General features: G+C 45.0%; 18 protein-coding genes. 6 read left to right on the top strand and 12 right to left on the bottom strand.

All coding sequences use genetic code 11. The features are described from left to right. Positions 1-5: 5 nt before the first annotated feature. On the top strand, positions 6-845 hold the full coding sequence (locus Q8K48_03690) for a Gmad2 immunoglobulin-like domain-containing protein (protein MDP1851501.1): 840 nt from the start codon (positions 6-8) through the stop codon (positions 843-845). Here the strand turns inward: Q8K48_03690 and Q8K48_03685 are convergent, their stop codons facing one another. From Q8K48_03685 to aroA, 4 genes are read right to left on the bottom strand one after another with little or no spacing between them, the layout of a single operon-like run. Next, a complete protein-coding gene (locus tag Q8K48_03685) occupies positions 846-3,089 on the bottom strand; it encodes a heavy metal translocating P-type ATPase (GenBank protein MDP1851500.1) in 2,244 nt (747 codons plus the stop codon). It abuts the gene before it with no gap. Positions 3,090-3,142: 53 nt separating this feature from the next. Beyond that, positions 3,143-3,952 (bottom strand): inositol monophosphatase family protein, encoded by an 810-nt coding sequence (locus Q8K48_03680; GenBank protein ID MDP1851499.1) that lies wholly within the window; start codon positions 3,950-3,952, stop codon positions 3,143-3,145. Positions 3,953-3,964: 12 nt separating this feature from the next. Next, the gene (gene rsgA, locus Q8K48_03675) at positions 3,965-4,987 is read right to left on the bottom strand and encodes a ribosome small subunit-dependent GTPase A (GenBank protein MDP1851498.1); all 1,023 of its coding nucleotides are present in this window, start codon (positions 4,985-4,987) and stop codon (positions 3,965-3,967) included. A gap of 19 nt (positions 4,988-5,006) precedes the next feature. After that, positions 5,007-6,311 (bottom strand): 3-phosphoshikimate 1-carboxyvinyltransferase, encoded by a 1,305-nt coding sequence (gene aroA, locus Q8K48_03670; GenBank protein MDP1851497.1) that lies wholly within the window; start codon positions 6,309-6,311, stop codon positions 5,007-5,009. A 22-nt stretch (positions 6,312-6,333) separates the two neighbouring features. On the opposite strand from aroA, the gene Q8K48_03665 reads away from it, so the two are divergent. Genes Q8K48_03665 through Q8K48_03650 form a run of 4 tightly spaced genes read left to right on the top strand, consistent with a single transcriptional unit; the run spans position 6,334 to position 8,561 of the window. Then, positions 6,334-7,065, top strand: coding sequence for an SOS response-associated peptidase (locus Q8K48_03665; GenBank protein ID MDP1851496.1), 732 nt, complete (start codon positions 6,334-6,336; stop codon positions 7,063-7,065). Positions 7,066-7,083: 18 nt separating this feature from the next. Then, positions 7,084-7,746, top strand: a complete 663-nt coding sequence (locus Q8K48_03660) for a sigma-70 family RNA polymerase sigma factor (GenBank protein MDP1851495.1) — start codon at positions 7,084-7,086, stop codon at positions 7,744-7,746. Further along, positions 7,743-8,153, top strand: coding sequence for a hypothetical protein (locus Q8K48_03655; GenBank protein ID MDP1851494.1), 411 nt, complete (start codon positions 7,743-7,745; stop codon positions 8,151-8,153). The genes Q8K48_03660 and Q8K48_03655 overlap by 4 nt, the downstream gene beginning before the upstream one ends. 3 nt (positions 8,154-8,156) lie before the next feature. Beyond that, positions 8,157-8,561, top strand: a complete 405-nt coding sequence (locus tag Q8K48_03650) for a hypothetical protein (protein ID MDP1851493.1) — start codon at positions 8,157-8,159, stop codon at positions 8,559-8,561. 9 nt (positions 8,562-8,570) lie between these two features. Here the strand turns inward: Q8K48_03650 and sodN are convergent, their stop codons facing one another. Then, positions 8,571-8,960 (bottom strand): superoxide dismutase, Ni, encoded by a 390-nt coding sequence (gene sodN, locus Q8K48_03645; GenBank protein ID MDP1851492.1) that lies wholly within the window; start codon positions 8,958-8,960, stop codon positions 8,571-8,573. 58 nt (positions 8,961-9,018) lie between these two features. On the opposite strand from sodN, the gene Q8K48_03640 reads away from it, so the two are divergent. After that, the gene (locus Q8K48_03640; protein ID MDP1851491.1) at positions 9,019-9,330 is read left to right on the top strand and encodes a S26 family signal peptidase; all 312 of its coding nucleotides are present in this window, start codon (positions 9,019-9,021) and stop codon (positions 9,328-9,330) included. 45 nt (positions 9,331-9,375) lie between these two features. Here the strand turns inward: Q8K48_03640 and Q8K48_03635 are convergent, their stop codons facing one another. The 7 genes from Q8K48_03635 to Q8K48_03605 all read right to left on the bottom strand — a co-directional run bounded on the left by Q8K48_03635 (position 9,376) and on the right by Q8K48_03605 (position 21,779). Next, the gene (locus Q8K48_03635; protein ID MDP1851490.1) at positions 9,376-13,038 is read right to left on the bottom strand and encodes a multifunctional oxoglutarate decarboxylase/oxoglutarate dehydrogenase thiamine pyrophosphate-binding subunit/dihydrolipoyllysine-residue succinyltransferase subunit; all 3,663 of its coding nucleotides are present in this window, start codon (positions 13,036-13,038) and stop codon (positions 9,376-9,378) included. Positions 13,039-13,568: 530 nt separating this feature from the next. Beyond that, positions 13,569-16,907 (bottom strand): hypothetical protein, encoded by a 3,339-nt coding sequence (locus Q8K48_03630; GenBank protein ID MDP1851489.1) that lies wholly within the window; start codon positions 16,905-16,907, stop codon positions 13,569-13,571. A 450-nt stretch (positions 16,908-17,357) separates the two neighbouring features. Beyond that, positions 17,358-17,729, bottom strand: coding sequence for a hypothetical protein (locus Q8K48_03625; protein ID MDP1851488.1), 372 nt, complete (start codon positions 17,727-17,729; stop codon positions 17,358-17,360). Between the two features lie 319 nt (positions 17,730-18,048). After that, positions 18,049-18,927: a DNA adenine methylase gene (locus Q8K48_03620; GenBank protein ID MDP1851487.1), complete on the bottom strand. Its 879-nt coding sequence runs from the start codon at positions 18,925-18,927 to the stop codon at positions 18,049-18,051. Then, complete coding sequence (locus tag Q8K48_03615; GenBank protein MDP1851486.1) at positions 18,924-19,739, bottom strand: NotI family restriction endonuclease; 816 nt, start codon at positions 19,737-19,739, stop codon at positions 18,924-18,926. The genes Q8K48_03620 and Q8K48_03615 overlap by 4 nt, the downstream gene beginning before the upstream one ends. 206 nt (positions 19,740-19,945) lie before the next feature. Then, positions 19,946-20,659 (bottom strand): hypothetical protein, encoded by a 714-nt coding sequence (locus Q8K48_03610; GenBank protein MDP1851485.1) that lies wholly within the window; start codon positions 20,657-20,659, stop codon positions 19,946-19,948. A gap of 256 nt (positions 20,660-20,915) precedes the next feature. Continuing rightward, positions 20,916-21,779 (bottom strand): hypothetical protein, encoded by an 864-nt coding sequence (locus Q8K48_03605; GenBank protein MDP1851484.1) that lies wholly within the window; start codon positions 21,777-21,779, stop codon positions 20,916-20,918. Positions 21,780-22,979: the final 1,200 nt, after the last annotated feature.

Here is a 22,979-nt window from a genome sequence, read left to right as displayed (position 1 = left end):
AGGTTATGAAGAATCGAAGAGTTTTAGCATTGGCAGCAATCTTTGGGACCGTAATCATTCTTGGCCTTAGCGGATGCACTCAGTCCTCAAAGCCATCGACAGATATCACTCCAACTCCTACAGCCTCTTCAACGGTAGATACGCAGGCATTGGCACAGTACTGGGTTGCCGATACTTCCAGAGGTTTCCGCCTTTACCGTGAATTTGCACGGGTTAATCCAGTGCCAGATGCGATTACGGCAGCCTTGCGGCAACTTGTTTCACAAAAACCATCTGATTCTGATTATGTTTCTCTCTGGCCTCAAGGAACAACAATTAATTCAGTCAAAGTAAGTGGTGATTTAGCAATAGTTGATCTGACTTTTCCTAAACTCAATCTTGGAAGTGAGGCTGAATCATTAGCAATTGCTCAGTTGGTCTGGACAGCAACAGCCGCGGTCACCACTGTAAAGAAAATTTCACTCACAGTCGATGGTAAGAAAATAGAATCCCTTGCAGGTCACATGGATGCAACTAAACCTTTCTCGCGCGGCCTAACCTACGAAGTTCTTGCACCGATTTGGATTACATCACCGGCTGAGAATCAAAGTGTTGCCGCTAAGGGATTCACACTTAATGGAATGGCTTCCACTTTTGAAGCCAACGTCGTCTGGAAAGTATTCAAAGATGGAGTTTTAATACAACAGGGGTCAACAACGGCGTTAGAGGCAGCACCAGCGTGGAAACCTTGGAGCGTCTCAATTGAAAATCTCAAACCAGGCACCTATCAATTTTTTGCAATGGAGTATTCAGCCAAAGATGGATCACTCGTTGCGCAAGACACGAAAAACGTGATACTTAAATAATTATTTAATTCGTAGTGAGTTTGTTACTACAAATAGTGAAGATAAGGCCATTGAGGCAGCGGCGTAAATTGGTCGCAGTAAACCAAGCGCGGCTATTGGTAGGCCAATCACGTTATAGATTAAAGCCCAGCCCATATTCAAATGGATGATCCTTAACGTCTTCTTAGCTAATTTGAGAGCGTCAATAACGCTGCCCAAACCGGAGTTCATAAGAGTTATATCGGCCGATGAAATAGCAGTATCTGTGCCAGTTCCCATCGCCATTGATAAGTTCGCGGCAGTTAGCGCTGCAGCATCGTTGATGCCATCGCCAATCATTAAAACGCAACGTCCCTCTGATTTAAACCGCTCAACTATTTCAAGCTTTGTTTCAGGCAGAGCCGAAGAAACAACGTGGGCGCTATCAATTCCTACAGTTGTTGCAACTGAAGCGGCGACTTGTGCGCTGTCTCCAGTCACGAGCCATGGTGTTATTCCCATTGCTCGAAGTTCGCTCACCGTCTGCGCGGCATCTTCTTTTAATTGATCGCCCACGGTAAATACCGCTAGAGCAACACCGTCCCAAGCCAGAACTGAAACTGTAAGTCCAGCCTCTTGTCCTCGCGCGATAGCTAACTTTATTTCGGGGTGAAAATCAGTGCTGCTATGTGCAACCGCTACGGGTGAACCTATGAGCACGACCGGAGACTGATCTCCCATTTGTACTCGACCGGCAGCACCAGAACCTGGCGTTACGGCAAAATCGCTCACTTCGTAAGTGTGCGCGCCTTTTCCAAGTGCATATCGCACAATTGCAAGGGCAACTGGGTGAGAGTTCTGGGTTTCAATCGCTAATGCCGACGAGAGAATTTTTTCCTCGCTCATAAGTGCAGAAAACGAACTTCCAAGTGCGGCGCCTGCTGCCGTAGAGACCGTTACCTCTTGAAGATTCATTACCCCTTGCGTCAAAGTTCCTGTTTTATCAAAAACAACGGTGTCCACAATACGAGCAACCTCTAAGACTCGTGGTTCACGTAAAACTATTCCGCGCTGCGCTCCGCGACCAGATGCAACAAGAAGGGCAACCGGAGTTGCCAAACCAAGTGCGCAAGGGCAGGCGATTACTAAAACAGTGATTGCAACAGAAATAGAGCGAGTAAGTGAGTGATCGGTGAAATACCAACCAAGAAATGTTCCGATTGACATTAGTGTCACAATTGGAACGAATACTGAACTAATTCGATCGGCTAGGCGTTGAATAGGAGCTTTTGTACCTTGAGCACTGATAACCATTGCAGTAATGCGCGCCAGCTCGGTATCGCTGCCAATTCTTGTTGCTCGAATGATTAAACGTCCATTGTGATTTACAGAGGCCCCGACGACTAAAGATCCAGGACGAACATCCACGGGTTTCGATTCACCAGTGAGCATTGAGTTATCGACTGCACTTTCACCTTTAATGACAATTCCATCTGTTGCAATGCGGGCCCCCGGAAGTACTTCGAACTCATCACCGATTTCGAGTTGATCAATTGGAATAATTACAGGCAATCCTTCTCGAATTATCGTTACCTCTTTACTACCAAGGGCAAGAAGTGAGGAGAGTGCTGCACCTGCGCGCGACTTGGCGCGCGTTTCTAAGTAGCGGCCGAGAATTACGAAGAAGAGAACTCCTGCAGCAACTTCGGTATATACATCACCTTCGCCAGTTGAGTTTGCATAAATCGACCAGGCAAAGGCTGAAAGTGAACCGAGTGACATCAAATTATCCATCGTCGGATGTTTTAAATTGCGAAGTGCGGCTCGGTGAATCGGCCATGCAACAAACAGGACTACGGGTGCGCTTAAAGCAATAACCACCCACGCCGTCGCTGAATACAGCGGATGAGGTAGGCCAAAGTAGTCGAGAGAATCGAGGACCCACATATCAATTTGGTGATGCCAACTCATAACCATTGAGATCGCAACGGCAGGGACGGCAAAAATAAAGGCAAAAAATAGAGCACGCGCCGATTTTTTACTGTGCAAAGTTATTGATTGACCATCTTGTAAGAGCTCTGCCTTATATCCAGCTTTCTCGACGGCATGAATCAAATTCTTAACATCAATATCGGCCGGAGCCAAAATGTGCGCGGTCTCAGTTGCAAAATTAATAGTCGCACTCACGCCTTCAACGGCATTGAGGGCCTTTTCAACGGTATTAACGCAGGAGGAACAGGTCATACCGTCGATCGAAAGCGTGGTTGGTTCTAAGACTGTGCTCATAGCTTCACTTCTCTCCGCCAAACCCTCTGAAACTCTTTCATTAGGTACAGCGCTTATTTACTCGGATTTATTCCATTAATAACTGCATTATGTAGGATTCCGTTAGTTGACACTCCACTGCCCCCGAATGGACCTGATTTTCCGGTGATATTCGTAAATGTTCCGCCGGCTTCCCGAACTATTATGTCCAGAGCTGCCATGTCCCAAACGGCCAAGGTAGGTTCGATTGCCACGTCAACTGCGCCCTCGGCGACCAGCATGTGCGACCAGAAGTCACCTATGCCTCGAGTACGCCAAGCCTGCGAAAGCATCGTCTGAAATGCTTCGAGCCGATCGCCAAAATGGATGAAATCAGAGTATGCAATTGATGCATCGCTCAATGATGACACCTGTGAGACTGAAATCTTCTTTGAGTCTCCATTAAAAGTTACGAATGCGCCTTGACCCTTTGATGCAAACCAACGCCGTGATAGCGCTGGGGAACTTGCAACTCCAACTACAGCCTCTTCGCTTCCATCATCTTGTACTTCAACTAATGCGATTAGGCATGCCCAAATAGGAACACCTCGCATAAAGTTTTTAGTTCCATCAATTGGATCAATAATCCAGTATCGCTTTGCACCGGTAATATCACTACCGAACTCTTCACCTAGTAGTCCATCATCTGGGCGATGTGTAGAAAGTGCTTGGCGAACCGCCGTTTCGACGGCGCGGTCGGCATCGGTGACTGGAGTGTTATCTGGCTTGGTTGTGATTACTAAATCCAAAGCTTGATATCTCTCAATCGCAATCGAGTCTGCGATGTCTGCGAGCAGATGAGCCAGAGCTAAATCTTCGGCGTATCGCTCTGAATGTGATTTCATAATACTCGAATCCTAATCCTCATTGCTCTCAATCGGTTGCTCTTTTACTGCCAGTAGCGAGCGCAGGCTTGCTAAACGTGCTGTTCGCTCGACATCCACAACACCATTAGGAGCGGCCCATGCATCAAGTGAACATGAACTCTCTGAATGCGAGCAGTTTGAAAGACAATTTGCAGCAACTTCAGATAAATCGGTAAAAGCATCGACGATTCGACGTGTATCGATATGCGATAAACCAAAGGCTCGGATGCCTGGAGTATCGATTATCCATCCATCGCTATCGGCAAGAGGAAGAGCGATTGCACTAGATGAGGTATGTCGACCGCGACCTGTAGCGGCATTTACATCTCCAGTTAAACGATCAGCTTTTGGTACTAATGAATTTATAAGAGTTGACTTTCCGACTCCTGAATGGCCAACTAAAACAGAGATCTTTCCCTGAAGCATCGCGTGCAAGGCATTTAAATCACTTTCACTTGACGCACTTTTCATGGCCATATGTAGAATCTCAACACCCAACTTTGAATACTCTGATAGAAACTCTGGTACGGAGCCAAGGTCAGTCTTGGTAACAACTAACTTTGGTGAAATTCCCTCAGTAAAAGCGGAAACTAAAAAACGATCGATCAATCCTCGGCGTGGTTCGGGATTAGTAGCGGCGACTACGATTACAAGTTGATCAATATTTGCAACAATTGTTCGCTCTACTTGAGCTGAATCATCAACGGTGCGACTAAGTGTGTTACGCCTTTCTTGAACGCCAACGATGCGTGCCAAGCTTCCTTGATTGCCACTCACGTCACCAACAATAGAAACAACATCACCGACTACCACTGACTTTGGGCCAAGCTCTCGGGCACGCATCGCGGTAATAACCACACCACTGTCGGTGATGCATGTCTGTCGACCTCGATCAACGGTAGTAACTAAGGCTGATATTGCATCATCGTGCCGTGGACGATCTTTACTGCGCGGACGGCTGCTGCGCGCTGGTCTAATGCGAGCATCGGATTCATCGTATTCGCGTGGAACCATCGCCTACTTTTTCACAATCTCAGTCAAGAAGTGAGCTCCAGAGGCCAGGAAAATCAGGAAGAGTTTTACGAGTGGTGGCAATATTCTCAACTTCTATTCCGGGGACAACTAATCCAATTACAGCACCTGCCGTTGCTAATCGATGATCATCATAGGTGTGAAAAACACCGCCGTGTAATGGCGCAGGGGTAATGTGAAGAGAGTTCTTGTGTTCCTCAACATTTCCTCCTAAAGCATTTATTTCGCGTGTTAGTGCAGTTAGACGATCGGTTTCATGTAAACGTAAATGGCCGATACCGCGAAGATGTGATGGGGAATCTGCGAAAACTGCAAGGGCTGCGATTGAGGGTGTGAGCTCACCAACGTCATGCAAATCAATATCGATTCCATGGATAACTCCAGTACCAGTAAGGGTTAAACCAGCCTCATTCATCGAAATCTTTGCGCCCATTCGAGAAAGAATGGAGCGAAGTTGATCTCCGGGTTGTGTTGTCTCTTGTGGCCAATCTGCAATTGTGATACTTCCGCCGCAAAGCATCGCAATTGATAAAAATGGCGCGGCATTTGAAAGATCGGGCTCTATTACTAATTCATAACCGTGGAGAGAACTAGGCAAAACTTGCCAACTGTTTGTATCCTTATCAACAATAACCGTTGCACCAAATCCACGTAACATCGCAACGCTCATTTCGATATGCGGCATCGACGGAATTTTGTCGCCTTTATGTGTCACTGTAATTCCATCGGTAAAACTCGGCGCGACTAATAACAACGCAGATAAGAGCTGACTAGATGCACTTGCATCAATTGTGATTTCCCCTCCGCGGATCGTGCCAGTGCCGTGAAGTGTGAGCGGCAAGCTATATCGGCCCTCGTGCTCAATCGAAACACCGAGCTGTTCGAGGGCTTTAATGAGCGGCGCAAGCGGTCGCTCATGGGAGCGTGAATCACCATCAAAGTAGATTTCACCGGTTGCTAGAGCTGCAAGCGGTGGCAGAAAACGCATTACTGTTCCGGCATTTCCAACGTCAATTCTTGCTGGACCGCTCATCTTCGCAGGAGTAAGGGTTAACTGATACTCAGGTAATCCATTTACAACCCCATCCTGCTCGACAATTCCAATCCCCAAGGCTTGTAACCCTTGCACCATAAGTTCACTGTCCCGAGAAACTAAGGGACGCCGAAGTGTGGATGGGCTGTTGGCTTGGGCGGCCAAGATTAAGGCGCGATTTGTAACGGATTTAGATCCTGGAATAACGACAGAAATATCTACTGGTTTTGTTCCGCGAAATATCGCGGGCCAGTGGGCGTCGTTAAGATTCATTGATTGAGTCTATCCTTTCCATATGTGTGGTCGATATGCGCAGTCTGCTGATATGCGTGAACTTATGGAGCAGTTTGAAGTTACTGGTAGCTCCCCACAACAATCCCTGCCAGCCAATTGGAATATTGCACCGACAAATCCCATTTATATAGTTCGCGCTGATGCCAGTGATTTCACCAAGAATGCATTGGCCACGGTTTCGTGGGGGTTGATTGCACCGTGGCTCACTGGACTCAATGAGGCAAAAACCTCACAATCGCGCGCTATAAATGCACGTAGCGAATCGATTCACGAAAAGCCAACTTTTCGATCTGCATTTAGATCAACTCGATGTTTAATCCCCGCCGAGGGCTACTACGAATGGGCAACCGCCCTGGGGAAATTTGCACCAAAGCAGCCCTTCTTTATCACTTCGCGAAATGGGAAACAGTTACCTGTGGCCGGAATTTGGAGTAGTTGGAGAGCACCTAGCGGCGACTTAATTCAAAGCGCTTCAATTATTACGCAAGAGGCACAAGGTGAGTTGGCTGAAATTCACAGTCGGATGCCCGTGTTTATGCCTCATGAACGTTGGGACCAATGGCTTGACCCGAGAAATAATTCTATTGAAAATCTCAAGGAGCTAATGATCGTCGAATCCCCCGCGGCAATCGTTGTGGCCCGCCCAGTATCTAACGCCGTCAATTCAGTTGCACAAAATACGCAAGAACTTACGGCAGGCATCGAATTGGGAGAGCCAGAGACCCTCTTTTAACGATAGCCTTTTGCTGCGATGACATCAACGGATTTAGTAAAAGAGAGCTCGGCGGATCGTGCCATCCGCTTTGAGCGTGACGCCCTGGTCTTTACAAACCAGTTGTATGCAGCAGCTCTTCGCTACACAAAGAATCCGCATGATGCTAAAGATCTAGTTCAAGATACCTACCTGAAGGCCTTTGCCTCATTCCACCAATTTGAACCTGGCACAAACTTGAAAGCCTGGCTGTACCGTGTTTTAACTACGACTTTTATTAATACCTACCGTAAAGATCAGCGCCGCCCGCAGATTTCTGGAGGGGAGATTGAAGATTGGCAGTTAGCCGATGCGGCATCGCACTCCAGTAATTTAGGAAAATCAGCTGAAGTTGAAGCACTTGAAAATCTTCCCGATAGTGACATCAAACGAGCGCTCATTGAAATCCCGGAAGAGTTTCGTATTGCAGTGTATTTAGCCGACGTAGAAGGTTTTTCATATAAAGAGATAGCAGAAATTGTGGGCGTGCCCGCCGGAACCGTCATGTCAAGACTCCACCGGGGAAGAAAACAACTTCGTGAACGGTTAACTGAGTATGCAAAGGATCTTGGTTATTCTGTCAAAGCTGCCAAATCCTCAGGGATATCAGAGACCACAGAAACTCCAGAAAAACAAAAGTCGAATCGGGAGGAAACTCCATGAACCAATTTGAAGTAGTTCCATGTAATCAAATTCTCAACTCTTTTGTTCTCTTACTTGAAGGAAATACCGACCTGCCAATGGTGCACACCATTGAAATTCATCTCTCTGAATGTCCTAACTGCAGCGCCGAATTAGCTCATGAAAAGAAAGTGCATAGTTTAATTCAAGATGCCTTGCGCAGAACATGCTGTGAAACCGCGCCGGAAGATCTCCATGATTCGATTTTTCAACAGATTCACACTCAGATGGCCGGAGCGTTTACTACTGAAGTTTTAACTGAGTTCACGATGACCGAGATTTCAATAGAAATCGACGAATTTGGAACTATCGAACACCGTGAAATTACCATCGAGCACACTGAAGAGATTCGCTATCAAACTGGCCACCCGGACGAACGCGACATTTAATCGATGAAACCGGCCGAGGAGATTCTTGGAGCTGTGGGCTTTTCCGTAATGGCAGTTCGCCCAGGTGACACATGTGTTGCGCTAGGAGTTGGCGATATACCGGTAGTTTCCCAGTCACATCTTATCAATCTCATGGAGCACGCAATCGTGATTTCACTGGATGAATATTTAGAGCCAGGTGAAACAACGATAGCAATCAGTATTGAACTCATCTCATTGAGTCCAGCGGAAATTGGTGCTGAGCTTCGTGCCACATCTCGTTGTATTGAAGTTAACAATCGTGAGTTAACTTTTGAGTGCGAGCTCTATGAGGGTGAGCGACAAGTTGCTGCGGCAATTATAAAAAGAGCCACGGTCGAGCGAATATCTTTCCTCGCGCGCACCGCCGCTCAATCACTTATCAGTTAAGTTAGATTTCTACGCCTTCTTAGTAGCCCAGAAAATCTCGGCAATTTCATCGATCTTTGCAATTAATTTATCTGCCACTGCAACATCCTGTGTTCCCTTTGTTCCTGCAGCACCGGCAAGTTTAGTTGCCTCATTAAATAGTGAATGTAGTTGTGGGTATGCCTCAAAGTGAGGTGCCTTGAAGTAATCAGTCCACAACACCCATAGGTGTTCTTTGACTTGATGAGAGCGCTCTTCTTTGATCGCTACAGATCGTGAACGGAAGTCGGCATCGGTATTTGCTGCGTACTTTTCCATGCATGCTTTTACGGACAAGGCCTCAATTTTTGCTTGAGCTGGATCGTAAACACCGCATGGAAGATCGCAGTGTGCGTATACGGTTATCTTTGGTGCAAACATTGAATCTCTCCCTTAAGAATTATCGCGAGTAAACCTTACACATGACAGACTACATCTCGTGAGCAAATTTGGCACGGTCAGGGTGGAAGGCAGCTCGATGGCACCAACCTATAACAATGGTGACCACTTACTTGTGCTCTGGCTGCCAGAGCCACCTCTTCGTGCGCCTTTAGGAAGCATCGCTGTAATTGAACGTGAAGAACGACCCGGTATTTTTCTTATAAAGCGAATTCAAAAAGCTCATGCTGGCAATTATTGGGTCGAAGGCGACAGTGATGAAAGCAGCGATTCGCGCACGTGGGGTTGGATAACTCCGCATGAAGTGGTCGGGCGCGTTTTATTTCGGATTTATAAGAATAAGCACCGCTAATCAGAAGCTCAGACCAATTTCACCAGATGGCTCTTATTTCACCAGTTAACGCGTAAAAGCTTCGAGCATTAAGGCTTTTTGCTCATCCTCATGCAAGTGGTGATTTCCAGTAGCAGGAGATGCAGTTGCACGGCGCGATACACGACGCAAGATTCTAGAACCAAAGCCGCGACCTCCATGTTGCTCAGATGTTCGAAGTGCAATATGTGACCAAGGGCCTTGGTTGGCCGGCTCATCTTGCACCCAAAGTAAATTTGCATTGGGATGTTTATTAGCTTCTGCAAGCATTTCTTCAATTGGAAGTGGATATAGAAGTTCCAAACGAACGATTGCAGTTGATGTTTCACCTGTTTTTGCGCGTTCTGCGACTAGGTCGTGATAAATCTTTCCTGAACAAAATATAAGTCGCGATGCATTGTTTACTGAATCATCTGAAATAACCGGTCTGAAATGTCCGCTAGTGAAATCAGATAGAGATGACGCCGCGGCGCGAAGTCGCAACATTGACTTCGGTGTGAAGATAATTAATGGTCGACGAGCTGGGTTCTTGGCATGCCAGCGTAATAAGTGAAAGTAGGAAGCCGGTGTAGAGGGTTGGGCTACGGTCATATTTTGCTCGGCACACAGTTGCAGATATCGCTCAATGCGTGCCGATGAGTGGTCAGGACCTTGGCCTTCATATCCATGTGGCAGTAATAAAACTAGCGATGAACGCTCGCCCCATTTCTGTAAGGCTGAAGATATAAACTCATCGATAATTGTTTGAGCGCCGTTAGCAAAATCACCAAATTGACCCTCCCAAAGCACCAATGCATCCTCGCGCTCGAGGCTATAACCATATTCAAAGCCCATCGCAGCATATTCGCTGAGCAGTGAATCGATCACAAAGAAATGGTTCTCATCACTATTGAGTGCGCGAAGAGGAGTCCATTCATTTCCGTTTTCTCTATCGATAATAACTGCGTGGCGATTACTAAATGTTCCCCGTCGTGCATCTTGACCTGCAAGGCGTATTGGGCGATCTTCTTTGAGAAGAGAGCCGAAGGCAAGCATTTCTCCGGTCGCCCAATCAATTGAGGAGTCATTGAGTGACTCAATTCGCTTTGCTAATTGCGGTAATAATTTTGGATGAACATGGAAGCCTTCAGGAACTGCCGACTGCGTTGCAGCAATTTCTCGGGCTAGGGCCTCGCTGATTGAAGTAATAATTTCGTGAGCATCGGGTGCAACAGGTGCTTTAAAGTTCGGATCAGATTCTGTTTGCAGATTATTTAGGGCGGCATACACGGCTTCCAGCTGGCTCTGATAATCACGTGCGACTTCTTCGGCCTCATCAAGTGAGATATCCCCACGGCCAATGAGTGCTTCGATATAGAGAGTTCGGGTCGAACGTTTAGCATCGATCATCTTGTACATAAGTGGCTGCGTAAAACTTGGCTCATCACCTTCGTTGTGACCGCGGCGACGATAGCAAACCATGTCGATTACTACATCTTTATTAAACTGTTGTCGGTATTCAAAAGCTAAACGCGCAATACGAACGCAGGCCTCAGGATCATCTCCATTCACATGAAACACTGGGGCTTGGATAATCTTGGCGAAGTCGGTTGAGTACGTAGCAGTACGCGATGCAATCGGTGACGTAGTGAAACCCACTTGGTTATTAACGACGATATGAATTGTTCCGCCAGTGCGATAACCGCCCAGCTGTGACATCTGCAAAACTTCAGCGTTCACACCTTGCCCCGCAAACGATGCATCTCCATGAAGCAAAACAGGTAATACTGAGTAAGCGTTTTTAATATTCAATTTATCTTGCTTTGCACGAACAATGCCCTCTAAAACTGGATTCACAGCCTCTAAATGAGATGGATTAGCTGCTAAATAAATCTTTGTTGTGGCGCCAGAGTGTGAAGTAAATTCCCCTTCGGTGCCTAAATGGTACTTAACATCGCCAGAGCCTTGTACTTGGTTCTCTGCATAGTGTCCCTGAAACTCTTGAAATATCTGTCCGTGTGATTTTCCCGCGATATTAGCTAAGACATTGAGGCGCCCGCGGTGCGGCATTCCAATGCATACCTCATCTAATCCTTGATCGGCAGCGCTAGAGAGAACAGCATCTAGCAATGGAATGACTGATTCGCCACCTTCTAGTGAGAAACGTTTTTGCCCAACAAACTTAGTCTGCAAGAAAGTTTCAAAGGCTTCCGCACCATTGAGTTTATGAAGAATTCGGAGATGCTCCTCTGGTGCAAATCTTTGCGCACCAACTTCTACATGCATTTGAATCCACTGTCGCTCTTCGCGATTTTCAATATACATATACTCGACGCCGACAGTTCGACAGTAAGAGTCTCGCAATAAGCCTAGAATCTTGCGAAGTGACATAAAGGTTTTTCCGCCAAAGCCACCAGTTGCAAATTCACGGTCAAGATCCCACAGCGTTAAACCATGTGTAACAACATCTAAATCAGGGTGTGAGCGTTGCTTATATTCCAACGGGTCAACATCGGCCATTAAATGACCAAAAGTACGGTAGGCATGAATCAACTGCTGAATTCGCGCAGTCTTGTTAATCTGTTCATCTTTACTAAATTCAAAATCCTTTGCCCATCGAATTGGCTCATATGGGATTCGAAGTGATGCAAAGATTTCATCGTAGAAACCATCTGCACCTAATAAAAGCTCATTCATTCTTCGCAGGAAGTCACCGGATTGTGCACCTTGGATAACTCTGTGATCGTACGTACTCGTTAGAGTTACAACTTTGCTGATAGCCATTCGGGCAAGCATTTCATCGCTAGTTCCATGGAACTCAGCGGGATAATCAAGTGCTCCTACCCCAAGAATTAATCCCTGCCCTTGCACTAAACGTGGTACAGAGTGCACTGTGCCGAGAGTTCCGGGATTTGTTATCGATACGGTAGTCCCGGCAAAGTCTTCAACGGTTAATGTTCCTCCACGTGCCTTTTTAATGACGCTCTCATATGCACGCCAGAACTGGGCAAAATCCATGGCCTCGCATCCCTTAACCGATGGCACTAATAATTGGCGTGATCCATCGGCTTTTGCTAAATCGATAGCAATACCTAAGTTGATATGTTCGGGATGGCCAACGGCCGGCTTTCCATCTATCTCGCCAAAGAAAGCATTCATCTCGGGCATCGCGTGAACTGCCTTAATCATTGCGTATGCGATTATGTGAGTAAAAGATGTTTTTCCACCGCGTGCCCGCTTAAGGTGGTTATTGATCACAATTCGGTTATCAATCATTAACTTAGCGGCAATTGCACGAACCGATGTGGCAGTTGGGACTGTAAGTGAAGCTTCCATACTTTGAACAACACGTGCCGATACTCCGCGAATAGGCACAAGTGTTGAAGCACTTGGCGTGGCTAATACCGGAGCTGTTTTAACAACTGGATCTGCCGGAGTTGGTTGTGGCGAAGCAGTATCTCTAATAATTGGTTGTTGAACTGGAATCTGCTGCACGGGAATCTGCGCTGACTTAGGAATTGGGGGAACTGGTTTTGAGAGTGCTGGAGAGGGTTGATTTGATGATGGGGCGTTTGAAACCGGAGCGCTGCCGGGTTTATTTGCCTTAAAGTACTCAACCCACTTCGGGTCAACAGATGTTGGGTCGGCCACATACTGCTCGTACATTTCATCGACGAGCCAATCATTTGCCCCAAAATCCTGTGCCGACACTGGCGAACCCCTTCTGCGTAGAACGGGGGCAAGCCTATCGGCAGTACGGCCCAATTCTAAATCAGAAATTGGTACTTACGACACGTAATAACGTAAATAAGCGCGATTTCGGCTAATTCCTGAGAGAGATTATTTACTCGGGAGTGGAGCGAAGTGCCATTGCAAATTTAGCAGTGGGAAGAGTGATCAACGAAATTGCGAATATTCTGAGACTGGCATCGATCTGATAAGCGAAAACACTTAAAGCAATGAGGTTGACTAACACAGCAGCTGAGAGTCTGACAGAAACACAAATCAATGAAGAAATCCTATTATAAACTGGCTTCTATATAATACAACCTCGCAGGAGATATTGACTTTAGAGGGTAATTATACTTACTACACAATTTCAAAAAGTCCAGGTATAAACTCCGATAGAGAAAGATGGCAGGTTACGCATAGCTCAGGTGTCTGGCACTCTTGAAGTACAAAGAAATATTAAGCAATTGTCTGTAAGTCAAATATTCTGACACATTAAAATGTTGAAACCTTTAGTGCCCAAGAATTTCCAAATTAATCCAATTAGCGAAATCTTCTACAGGTAAAACTTTTACATCGGATGTAAGAACAAGTGGAGTTAGCAGGCTCATACTTGTAACTACAACCGGAAGTACAACCCAGTCGTTCATATCCTCGGTAATATTATAATGAGCCAAGAAGGATTTAAGATTTTCCATTATCCAGTTAACGCGATGAGCAAGTCTCTCAACCGCGCTGTGCTTGTCGCTAAATATTTTCAATGCTTCATTTACTAACTCCATTGGAGTTCGAGCCATTTCAAAATCTTTAGTTTCTACCACCAAAATCAATTTTTTGGATGGTTGAATTCCCAAAACATCAATGTCGCCGAGATCCTCTCCTTTGTTCGACACCATCGGCTTTCCTGCTATTTTCGAAACCCTAATCTTGGTCAAGAAAAAACCTGTCGACGTGAGAGCTTCTCCAACAATAACTTCAAATTCTCGGTTCCGTTGTTGCTTAATTTTTCCGAGCAAAGCTTTCATGGGATCCGAACGAGCTCTGTGTCTCGCTGAATAAACTAGTTCAATCCAATATCTTCCCACTGTCCAAAGACGGCGCGGACCCCACACTAAAATCGTCTCTCCGTTTTTGCCGTTAGAAATTATAATAGGTCTTCGAATATAAGACCATTCACGATTGTATCGCCAGGGGTAATCATCAGGTTTCGGTGACAGGAAATTTAATCGAGGTCCGAGTGTTAAGTGTTCCAAAAAAGCCTCAATCTTGGTTTGGGACCAGCCCAGTGAATTTGAAAGATGTGCTTTGACTTCAGTTAGCGATGCTTCATATGGCTCTTTTAGGCCATTCGTATCACCTAGTGAAATCATTTCTCCGATTGCTTGGGCAAATTCCATAAAAGTAAAACCAAACTCCGACAGCATTGCACTATCAATTGTAGATTCAGAAATAACGTTCATCGATTGTTTCTCTAGTCGCGATTCTTTCCCAAGAATGATTTTCTCCTGCGATGTAGCGTAAGAAAAAAGTAGGGCTTTCGTTCCTAGTTGGTATCTTTCGTTTCGAGATGTACCCAACCTCCCAGAGGGAAGTATTGACAGTTCACTTTCTGAAAGTCCGTATTTGAGCGCGTCCGAATGCGTCCCTCGCTGCACGATTTCCGCCGAAAGCGCAAGTAAGTAATCATATTTTTCCAAAGTAATTGGGTGAACGCCGCTGGGTTGTGTCGCTGACACATACTCAATTAAAAATCGATTCGCTACAACAGCTTCGACGTGATTCAGATGTTCTCTGGTGAGTCTTTCGACCAACTGGCTAGTACCACCAAAGCAGGCTACTCGAGAGGACATGATTAGTAAGCGAAATGCTTCATTCCGAATCAGCGCTTCGTCCTTAATCATTAAATATTGAATCAACCCTTCTGGCGATAATCCCGATATGGCATCCTTCAATAAATCGAATGTGTGTGAAACAACTCTATTCAAGATTGCTGTTCTCTCACTGCTCTGTATTGGACCTATCTGAATATCCTCACTTAGCAACCAGTCGCCCAAGTCATCTAAAACAACTGCTGTAACAGCGTTCTGGATAAAACGTGGTGAAGGTAATTGACCAGCTCGCAGTAAGACTTCATTGAAAGATGACAGTCGAAGTATTCTCTTATTTCCAATTGGTGCTAACTCCTCTAAAAGAGAAGCCGAATTTTCAGTCGTGTTTTTTGAAAGAATATTAAGTGAGTTTAGAAGGTGCGAGAGTATGCTTCTATCCGCATCATTTTCTTCAGACCCCATTTCAATAAGTCCAACAGATGAAACATCAATCCAAAGATGCCCTGGTTCCAATTTTCGTAAAGTGACCCATTCACTTTCTTGATTCTTCTCGAAAACACCATTTAGGGCATTTTTCCATTCATCTGGCTTTGAAAGCGAAATGTCAATGTCAAGATGCCCAGTTGCACTTACCACCTTAGTAATTAGTTCAGGCGATCTGATGGCTATTTGCCACATCCAAAAAACATAGGCTTCAAGAAGATTCCGAGTAATTTCCAAAAGTGCGGGGTCAATTTTATTGGAGGCACCAACCCAAATGTTCCAATCCAGACCTTCCACCAAAAATAGATCGCGGTCTCCTACTATTTGGGTAGTGTAGATGGGTGCGATATCAACACCGTACAACGCATGAACCATGACAAATGATTTTCCATTTGGACTTTGAACTAAATGATGATCGTAGCGCTTATGGGCTTCTACTCTAAGCGGCAAGCCATAACCAACGGCAATAGTCATACCACTCGGTTTCTTTTCATCACTTAAATAGTAACTATTGGCATTTTGTCTATAGCACGCAAATCTATCTAACTTCGACCAAGACAACACATTTGTTTCCTCATCCAATTTCGAATCCGCCTCTGCAAATCGCCAGAGAAATAATGGGTCTGAGCCTTCAAGTTCAATCATTACTTGCAATTCGTCTAGAGATAAAACCATAACTGGTCCAGGGTTCTTCATAGATTCAAAACCAATGGAAACATCTCTTCCAATCCCTTCAAATACAACAAGTCGAAGCGTATTTGTATTAGCAACGTTAATTTCACCTTGAGGATCAATCACATTCTGAACTCTTCTCCCGAGATCTTCTATTTTCCAGGCTCCAAATGGATTGTCACTCGAGTAATTTGAAAAGTCATCTGTGACAACAAACAGATCAATAACTTTATCGTCAATCAAAATAAATTTTCGTCGACTAACAAGAGGATCACTGAATTCTTCATTAACACCGATTTCGCGTCCACCTAGCAAGTAAATTAGAGAGCTTGCCTCGTTCAAGACTTGTTCTCTAAAAGTTGTTGCCAACAATTCGCCACAACCTTGCTTAACCGATTCAACAATGTAATGATGACGTAGTGAAGCGGCAAGTTCACCTGGATTCGTGATGATAATTCCATCACCTGTAAACAGAAACGGCCTCAAAATAAGTTGATAATCAATTGACATATTTAAGACCAGTGGATGACCACCCTCTATAACCGAAAGCCTACGTACTACTGGAATACCTGTGCTCGGAAAGAGTTCGCTCAACTCTCCTAAACTAAACGTAACAGCAGCCTTCAATTTCGCTAATGAATCTTGCTCTGGTACTTGCACTGTATTGGAGTGTGAATCAAGCGGGGCAAGTCCCCGTTTAATACCGCTACGTATGCAGACTTTGTCGCTGAGTCCCAATAGGATCATCTCTAAAAGATGAGCTGCGGAACGATATTCGTCACTTAGTTTGTTACCTGTTTTACTGAATATTGCTTTCGATAATAGTTTTGCAGTATGACCAGATTTTTCCGTGAGTCCTTGAATCACTCTGCGTGGACCGAGGGTAGTTGGAATCTCGACAGAATAAAGATCTGAGTAGGGATCTTCTAATTCTCGAATTTCAAATCCATTGACTAATGAGTGATTTAGCAAACTCCGCAACTTACTTGGGCTGACTGCTTGAGTGTGCCCACTATTTGGCAATGAAACTCCAATCAATGCAAGTCGTTGTAGGCGAATCAAGAAACCCATATTTTCGGGGACAAGTTGCAATGCGGCTGCAGTTGCAGCTAAGTTCGCACCATTTAACCCAGTCCAAGGTTTCCGCAATAGCGCTGTCTCCGACATTTAAACCCCCTTCCAACAAGAGTATTGCAGTGAAGGGACAATTAGTTCCCATTGCAGTAGTAATTGATTTATAATTGCAGACTGAACTATTTTACTGAAGTGCGAAATAGTTTTGATCTCCCTAAGGTGATTAAAAACCTACAATACAAATTACTCAGGAATTGCCCGAAGAGCTGCCACCACTGTGGCCAGTGCAAGTGCGGCCAAAGGAATTGCGACAAACCAGAGCCCTGCTTGCACCTGATAAGAGACCACCCCGAGCGCGATCAAATTAGCAAGTACGGCTGGGGCTCGACCGAAGTACTTCCCTCGGCGATATCCAGCTGCTGATGCCGCTAAGCCGGCACTTCCGAGAACGATAAAAAGTAGTTCACCCAAAAGAGGTGAAAGTTCAAAACTATCGGCCTTGATTGTTAGAACGATTAGCCACACACCTACAGCGGCAATCAATACCGCTTCGACAATCAATAGGGATGCCACTACTGCGCGGGCCTTAGCTGCTTTGGAAGGATCTTGTGCCATGGAAGAGAGATTAACCCATTTGAGCAAGAACACCCCGCTTTTCTCCCACGATGGAATTCGCGATAGATATGTCAAGCACCTAGATTGCGCTAGGGGTGCTCTCTGTATGCCGAGCAGACATTTTCGATTTTGTATCCAAGAAACGTGATTGACTAAGAAATCCACCTCAAGTGCTATTCAAGGGCAAAATAAAAGTTCTTCCAAAATCATCCGTATACCGAATAGCAAGGATTTGGCTAAAGGGGCCATCAAAAGTTAAGAGGCATTACTCATCTTCACCTGAAGTTATCCCTGTTCGAACTTCAAACTCCTTTATCCTTTATGGTATCCACGGGAAATCGCGTGCGATGAGGAGTTCGAACTTCTCATTTAAATGGGTGTTTTGCATTGACACCTTCTTACATACAAAATTATTTTTTAATGCCAAATCATGTAACTCCGAAGCATCATTGTAAGTAAGCAAAGGGTCACCGAGCAGGTTGGATGAAATTTTGAACAATTCGTCATGATCTAATTGCGAGAATTTATACAGGCGCTTTCCAGCTTTTGTTCCACCTGCAGTGTACGGCGGATCAATGAATACACAAGAATTTGATGAATCATATTTCGATATCAATTCAATCCCGTCACATTCAACAAAAGTGATTTTGTGTGCAAACTCTGATATAGCACGTATGCGAGCCGAGAGCGTTTGAGGATACCACCGTGAAGTAATCCCTTTTCCGTTTTCGCCGTTCTTCATTACTCCTGAACCAGGAGCCATGATTCCGCCGTGGGAGGTTCGATTTCTTAGTATAGTTTGCAGCGCTCGGCGCTTAGTGCTCCTTGGAGTCACCGAAAGTTCATCAACCAAATTTTGCGATGTAAGCTCAAAATCAAGAATTGATGTCGCTAACCATTCCGAGTCAGATGACAAAATGGTATGCCAAACTGCTGCTACCTCCGGGTCTAACTCCGCCATGACAATAGAATCCGCAAACCCCTCTGAAGCTGCCAACAATGAAATACTTCCTCCACCAGCAAAAGGTTCTATAAGAATTTTTGGCTTTTGATATGCAAGCCACTTACGGGCTGTCGGAATTAGCCATGTTTTACCGCCAGGGTATCTAAAAGGCGATCTTTGAGGAACCGAGGATACGTTTACGGGCTTGGAACTTTCTTCTGTTAGTAACTCGAGTTGAATCGCTGAGGGTTTCATAATCTCCTCAACTTACCATCCAGGTACGTCATGAAATCTTCCAGCAGGGCAGGCTGTGGAGTATTAATAATGTCTATCATGTCAAGAAATTTGCAATAAATTGTTTTGGATAGCTTAAGATTGAATTTATTTTCTCCATTTGGATGCAGTTCATAGATAAACCATGCTAAATCTGCTTCCTCCTTTAAGCACGTGGGAAATGTGGGAATAGTTTCGAAAAATGGCTTGTCTATGACAATTGCCTGCTTCTTTCCCCAACTTTGCAAGATCCCGCCTTTATACGCAACTTGCGGAATGAGTCTCTTTCGAGAGGAGGATAAAAAATCTGGCCTTGGATAGTAATTTCCTTTCCAGGGTTGCTCCATAAAGAGTTCTGGGTTTTTCATAAATGCTTTGAAGGGTTCTCTAACATTGCCGGATATGTAAACAGCTTGGATTTCTACCGAGCCGAAATCAATAATCTTCCTATCCTCATCGAGAAGCGCAATAACGAGGTCAATATTTCCGGCGCTTTTCCCATGAATATCGTCGAGTCTTACTTCCGGTATTAGCGCCCAATTATCATTGCCAGGGAAAAAGAACTCCGATACCTCTTCCGCGATTATCATATCCTCTTTGAATCTAACTGGACATGTGATGACTAGATTTTGATTGACATCCCGGACGGAACACACTCCTAGGGGATCATTTGCTTTATCTTTTGTGCAAAGATTTGAAGAAAACGGACAATTATTACTTTCTCTTTCCAGCTTCGCTTTCGGAGATGTATCTTCCGCCATAAGTCCAAAAACTTCACCTAAGGGTTGATTCACGGAAAGAATGTATCAGCACCGTCCTAATAATCCCTTCTATTACATTTTGATTTGGGAACCACACAAATTCCACTAGGTATTTCGTGGAATTCAACTAGCCCCTTTATTGGCACTATCACGTTATCTCTACTGAGTCCTTTGGTCTCTGCGGCGTGAAAGATGGATGCTCCAGTAATTCTCGCACAGCCCCAGAATGTATTAGACGATTACTTCTTTGTTGGCTTCTTTGAAGAGACTATTGATTCAACACCGCGTACTAACCCGTCAAGGTTTAGGGACATTGGATGCGCTTCGCAGTACCCGCTCCAATCCGCTGCTAAAAGGACAAACCACGACGAGTACCGCTCGTACGCTTTCAATCCACGATCAGAGATCATCCATGCCAGCGGGACTTCATCCCATCGGCCAGGGTCCCCCTGATAGATCGTCGAACCCTTTGGGTGCTCAATAGCATTGCGCACTCTCAACATCTCGGTAAGCCCCTGGTAGCCGGCATCACTTTGATGATTGTTGAGCCCGATTAGTTCCGTTGCCTTCCTCAATCTCTCGGTCGCAACTTCTGATTCGTAGTTGGCATCCTTCCAACTCTCCATCGACTGTGCCAGGTACTGCACTGATCTGACTGCGTGCGAGACCATGTCCGCGCCAGCGCCGTAGATTCGCACTAGTAGATCAAGGTTTGTGATCGTTCTTGTATTGGAAGTGCCTAGAGGGATGTCAAAAACCTCCTGTTGTAACTGCTTCAACTCGTCTGCGGCAACGTTAGTGAGGTGTTTCTCAAAATCCCAAAAGAACGGCCAGTGATAGGCGATCCCACCCCACGGATCATGCACAAGGTTCTGAGTATAAATAACCGTGGCACCAGCGGCATGGTCTTTCGCCAATGTTGGATTGCCTCGCAGTCTTGTCCTACGCCCCATGTTTATTCTCCTTTGTATTTGCCAAACCTACGGCAAGTAACCTGCAAAGTGGGGCTTTCGGCTTTGCCGAAATTGAGAGCTTTCTGGGTTTGGACGAAAGTTTTTTTAGGCTTGAACGATCATAAAAGCAATTCGAAATTACGCCAAAAAATATTAGTTAGTACGCCACGAAGTCAAAGATGGGAAATCCCTTCTCCCACAAATTTGCTATTAAATCCAATAAATGCCCTTCGTCATTAATGACGTTGTGACAACTTCAAATACCTATTCCATATAAAGAGTGATTGCGAATTGCGTTGAACTCCGAATTCCAATCCGATGGATTCGCGCTTAACAAGGGAGGCGGCGGATTATTTTGTGGCCATTGAATGAGATCGACTAACTCGTTTGACTTTAGAAAGATGGCAGGCAGAAGAATCTCGACAATTGCAAGTGATTTCACATGAGCATTCGATTCAGGATCCAGAAATCCAAGGCAACCCATTAGTCCGAGTGCGCTTTGATGTTTGATAAAGGAAGCTGACGCGTTATGAGACAATCGAATCAAATAGTCCTCTCGCGCATTCGCAATTTTTGTGAAACCCGAAGGTTGCTCGTGCACTGTATTCCTGAATTCTCTAAGCAAACTGAGAAGTTCTTTCATGCCACTATTCTGATAGTAATTGTACGCGTCTACAGAATTGCTTTCTAATTTTCTCTCAAATATTGAATTTTGGAATTTACAGTTAAAGTCAGAAACTTCAAAAGATAGGGCGGAGTTAATGGCCTTTGCAATGCAGTCAAAAAGACCAACTCCAAACAAGGCAAACGTCTCAAATGAAGTTACAGGCACCATGCCAAGCGAGTTATCTTTATTCATTTGATAAATTGCCAAATCGTCCCGAATTCGTAAAAGTTGCTCTGCACGCTGTAGCGCGCCCTTCAGCAGTTCTTGCCAATCGCCACTTGAATTGCCGTAAATTGAAAAAGAAACCACCCTGTCCATCAAGTATCGAACCTCAAGGAATTCCGACCAAGCACGATCCGCCTCTAACGTCGCTCTTCCATTCGCGAAGTAAACTATTCGGTCTTGAAGCCTCATATAGAGACCTAGGAACCCGAGTGCCTCTAATTCATTCAATATAAAGGTTGCACGAAGATTTTGGTGTGCAAGTAAAAATGAATCCCGAGTAACGAATATGTTGTGATGTAGAGAAGCGCTTCCCAAGTATGCCAATAAAGAAGTATCTGACGCGGGCTCTCGAATCGCAGTGGCGTCTTGCCAATCTTTGCAGATCTTTACATAATTTGAATAACCCCAAATTCCAGAATTATGGGTTGAATCGATTTTTCTTTGGAACACTTGCAAGTTATCAGACTCGTCCAAATCGCCAAAGTTTACACAGTACTCACCGGCTTTCAATTCATCCCCTATCAAGGATCCATGGACATCTCGATATGAGTATGTATTGATATTCTCAATATTTGTGAGCTCGCGGAGGAAGTCGAGAGGGGGGGAATTACTGGATTCGAGAGATGGATCAAATATGACAGTTAAGGGTTCTAAGACAAGTTTAGAATCAAAAAGATTAATGTGTGAGGGAATGTCACTCTTCTGCTTTGAGAATTTTTCCCACATAAAATTCCTTCCTTGACTGATTAAACCGCTTTCATGAAAGCATTGGTGACAATCTTTCGTCCTTCCTTTTTACTGAGAAGAATCCCGCCTGCTGGATACAATACTCAATAATAGTGGATTGGGTCTAAGGCGAATTTGTGTTACCCCTTCCGCAGTTTGCTTTGATAGCGAACCCACACAATTCATCAACAAGAGCTACTCTTACCAAACAACTGAGTGAACCTCACTCAAGCCTCACATAAAGGAAACCGAAATGACTCAAGAGTTCAAATCTTGGGAGATTTACCAAGGCAAGGACGGGAAGTCCCTGCTCCCACACATAGGTCAAGCATTGTTATTGAAGACACTTAGCTGAAATTGAGAATTAGTCAACAATTTTCGTGGTTCCAACTTTATTGCACTTGCTTCCAGGAACAGCTCCACTACTTGGCGTTATTGAGAAAACGGATGAAAACAACAGCGCCATTACGAATAGGACGGTCGGCCTTTTCATAAGTTGATAAAATCAATCGTGTCAATACTTCCGTCATCTGGTAAAAGTTTTTTTTGGGTTACTTTAAATCACCGATGTAGTACATTGACAATGCGTTATCTTGCTCGGATTTATGCTGGTCCCTTAATGCAGCTGCCCCATCAACACCACACATAACCAACACTAGGGATCCCCCGCCTGGGTGTTCTGGTAGCCATTTACTCAGGTCG

Source organism: Candidatus Planktophila sp., from assembly GCA_030681675.1.
In the GTDB taxonomy this organism is placed as follows: Bacteria; Actinomycetota; Actinomycetes; order Nanopelagicales; family Nanopelagicaceae; genus Planktophila.
Note: the sequence above shows the minus strand (reverse complement) of the source record. Positions and strands in the feature narration are given on the sequence as shown.

Coding starts and splice junctions, on each gene's coding strand:
- Q8K48_03690 (MDP1851501.1), top strand. CDS start 6: ATGAAGAATCGAAGAGTTTTAGCATTGGCAGCAATCTTTGGGACCGTA.
- Q8K48_03685 (MDP1851500.1), bottom strand. CDS start 3,089: ATGAGCACAGTCTTAGAACCAACCACGCTTTCGATCGACGGTATGACC.
- Q8K48_03680 (MDP1851499.1), bottom strand. CDS start 3,952: ATGAAATCACATTCAGAGCGATACGCCGAAGATTTAGCTCTGGCTCAT.
- rsgA (MDP1851498.1), bottom strand. CDS start 4,987: ATGGTTCCACGCGAATACGATGAATCCGATGCTCGCATTAGACCAGCG.
- aroA (MDP1851497.1), bottom strand. CDS start 6,311: ATGAATCTTAACGACGCCCACTGGCCCGCGATATTTCGCGGAACAAAA.
- Q8K48_03665 (MDP1851496.1), top strand. CDS start 6,334: ATGTGTGGTCGATATGCGCAGTCTGCTGATATGCGTGAACTTATGGAG.
- Q8K48_03660 (MDP1851495.1), top strand. CDS start 7,084: ATGACATCAACGGATTTAGTAAAAGAGAGCTCGGCGGATCGTGCCATC.
- Q8K48_03655 (MDP1851494.1), top strand. CDS start 7,743: ATGAACCAATTTGAAGTAGTTCCATGTAATCAAATTCTCAACTCTTTT.
- Q8K48_03650 (MDP1851493.1), top strand. CDS start 8,157: ATGAAACCGGCCGAGGAGATTCTTGGAGCTGTGGGCTTTTCCGTAATG.
- sodN (MDP1851492.1), bottom strand. CDS start 8,960: ATGTTTGCACCAAAGATAACCGTATACGCACACTGCGATCTTCCATGC.
- Q8K48_03625 (MDP1851488.1), bottom strand. CDS start 17,729: ATGGCACAAGATCCTTCCAAAGCAGCTAAGGCCCGCGCAGTAGTGGCA.
- Q8K48_03620 (MDP1851487.1), bottom strand. CDS start 18,927: ATGAAACCCTCAGCGATTCAACTCGAGTTACTAACAGAAGAAAGTTCC.
- Q8K48_03610 (MDP1851485.1), bottom strand. CDS start 20,659: ATGGGGCGTAGGACAAGACTGCGAGGCAATCCAACATTGGCGAAAGAC.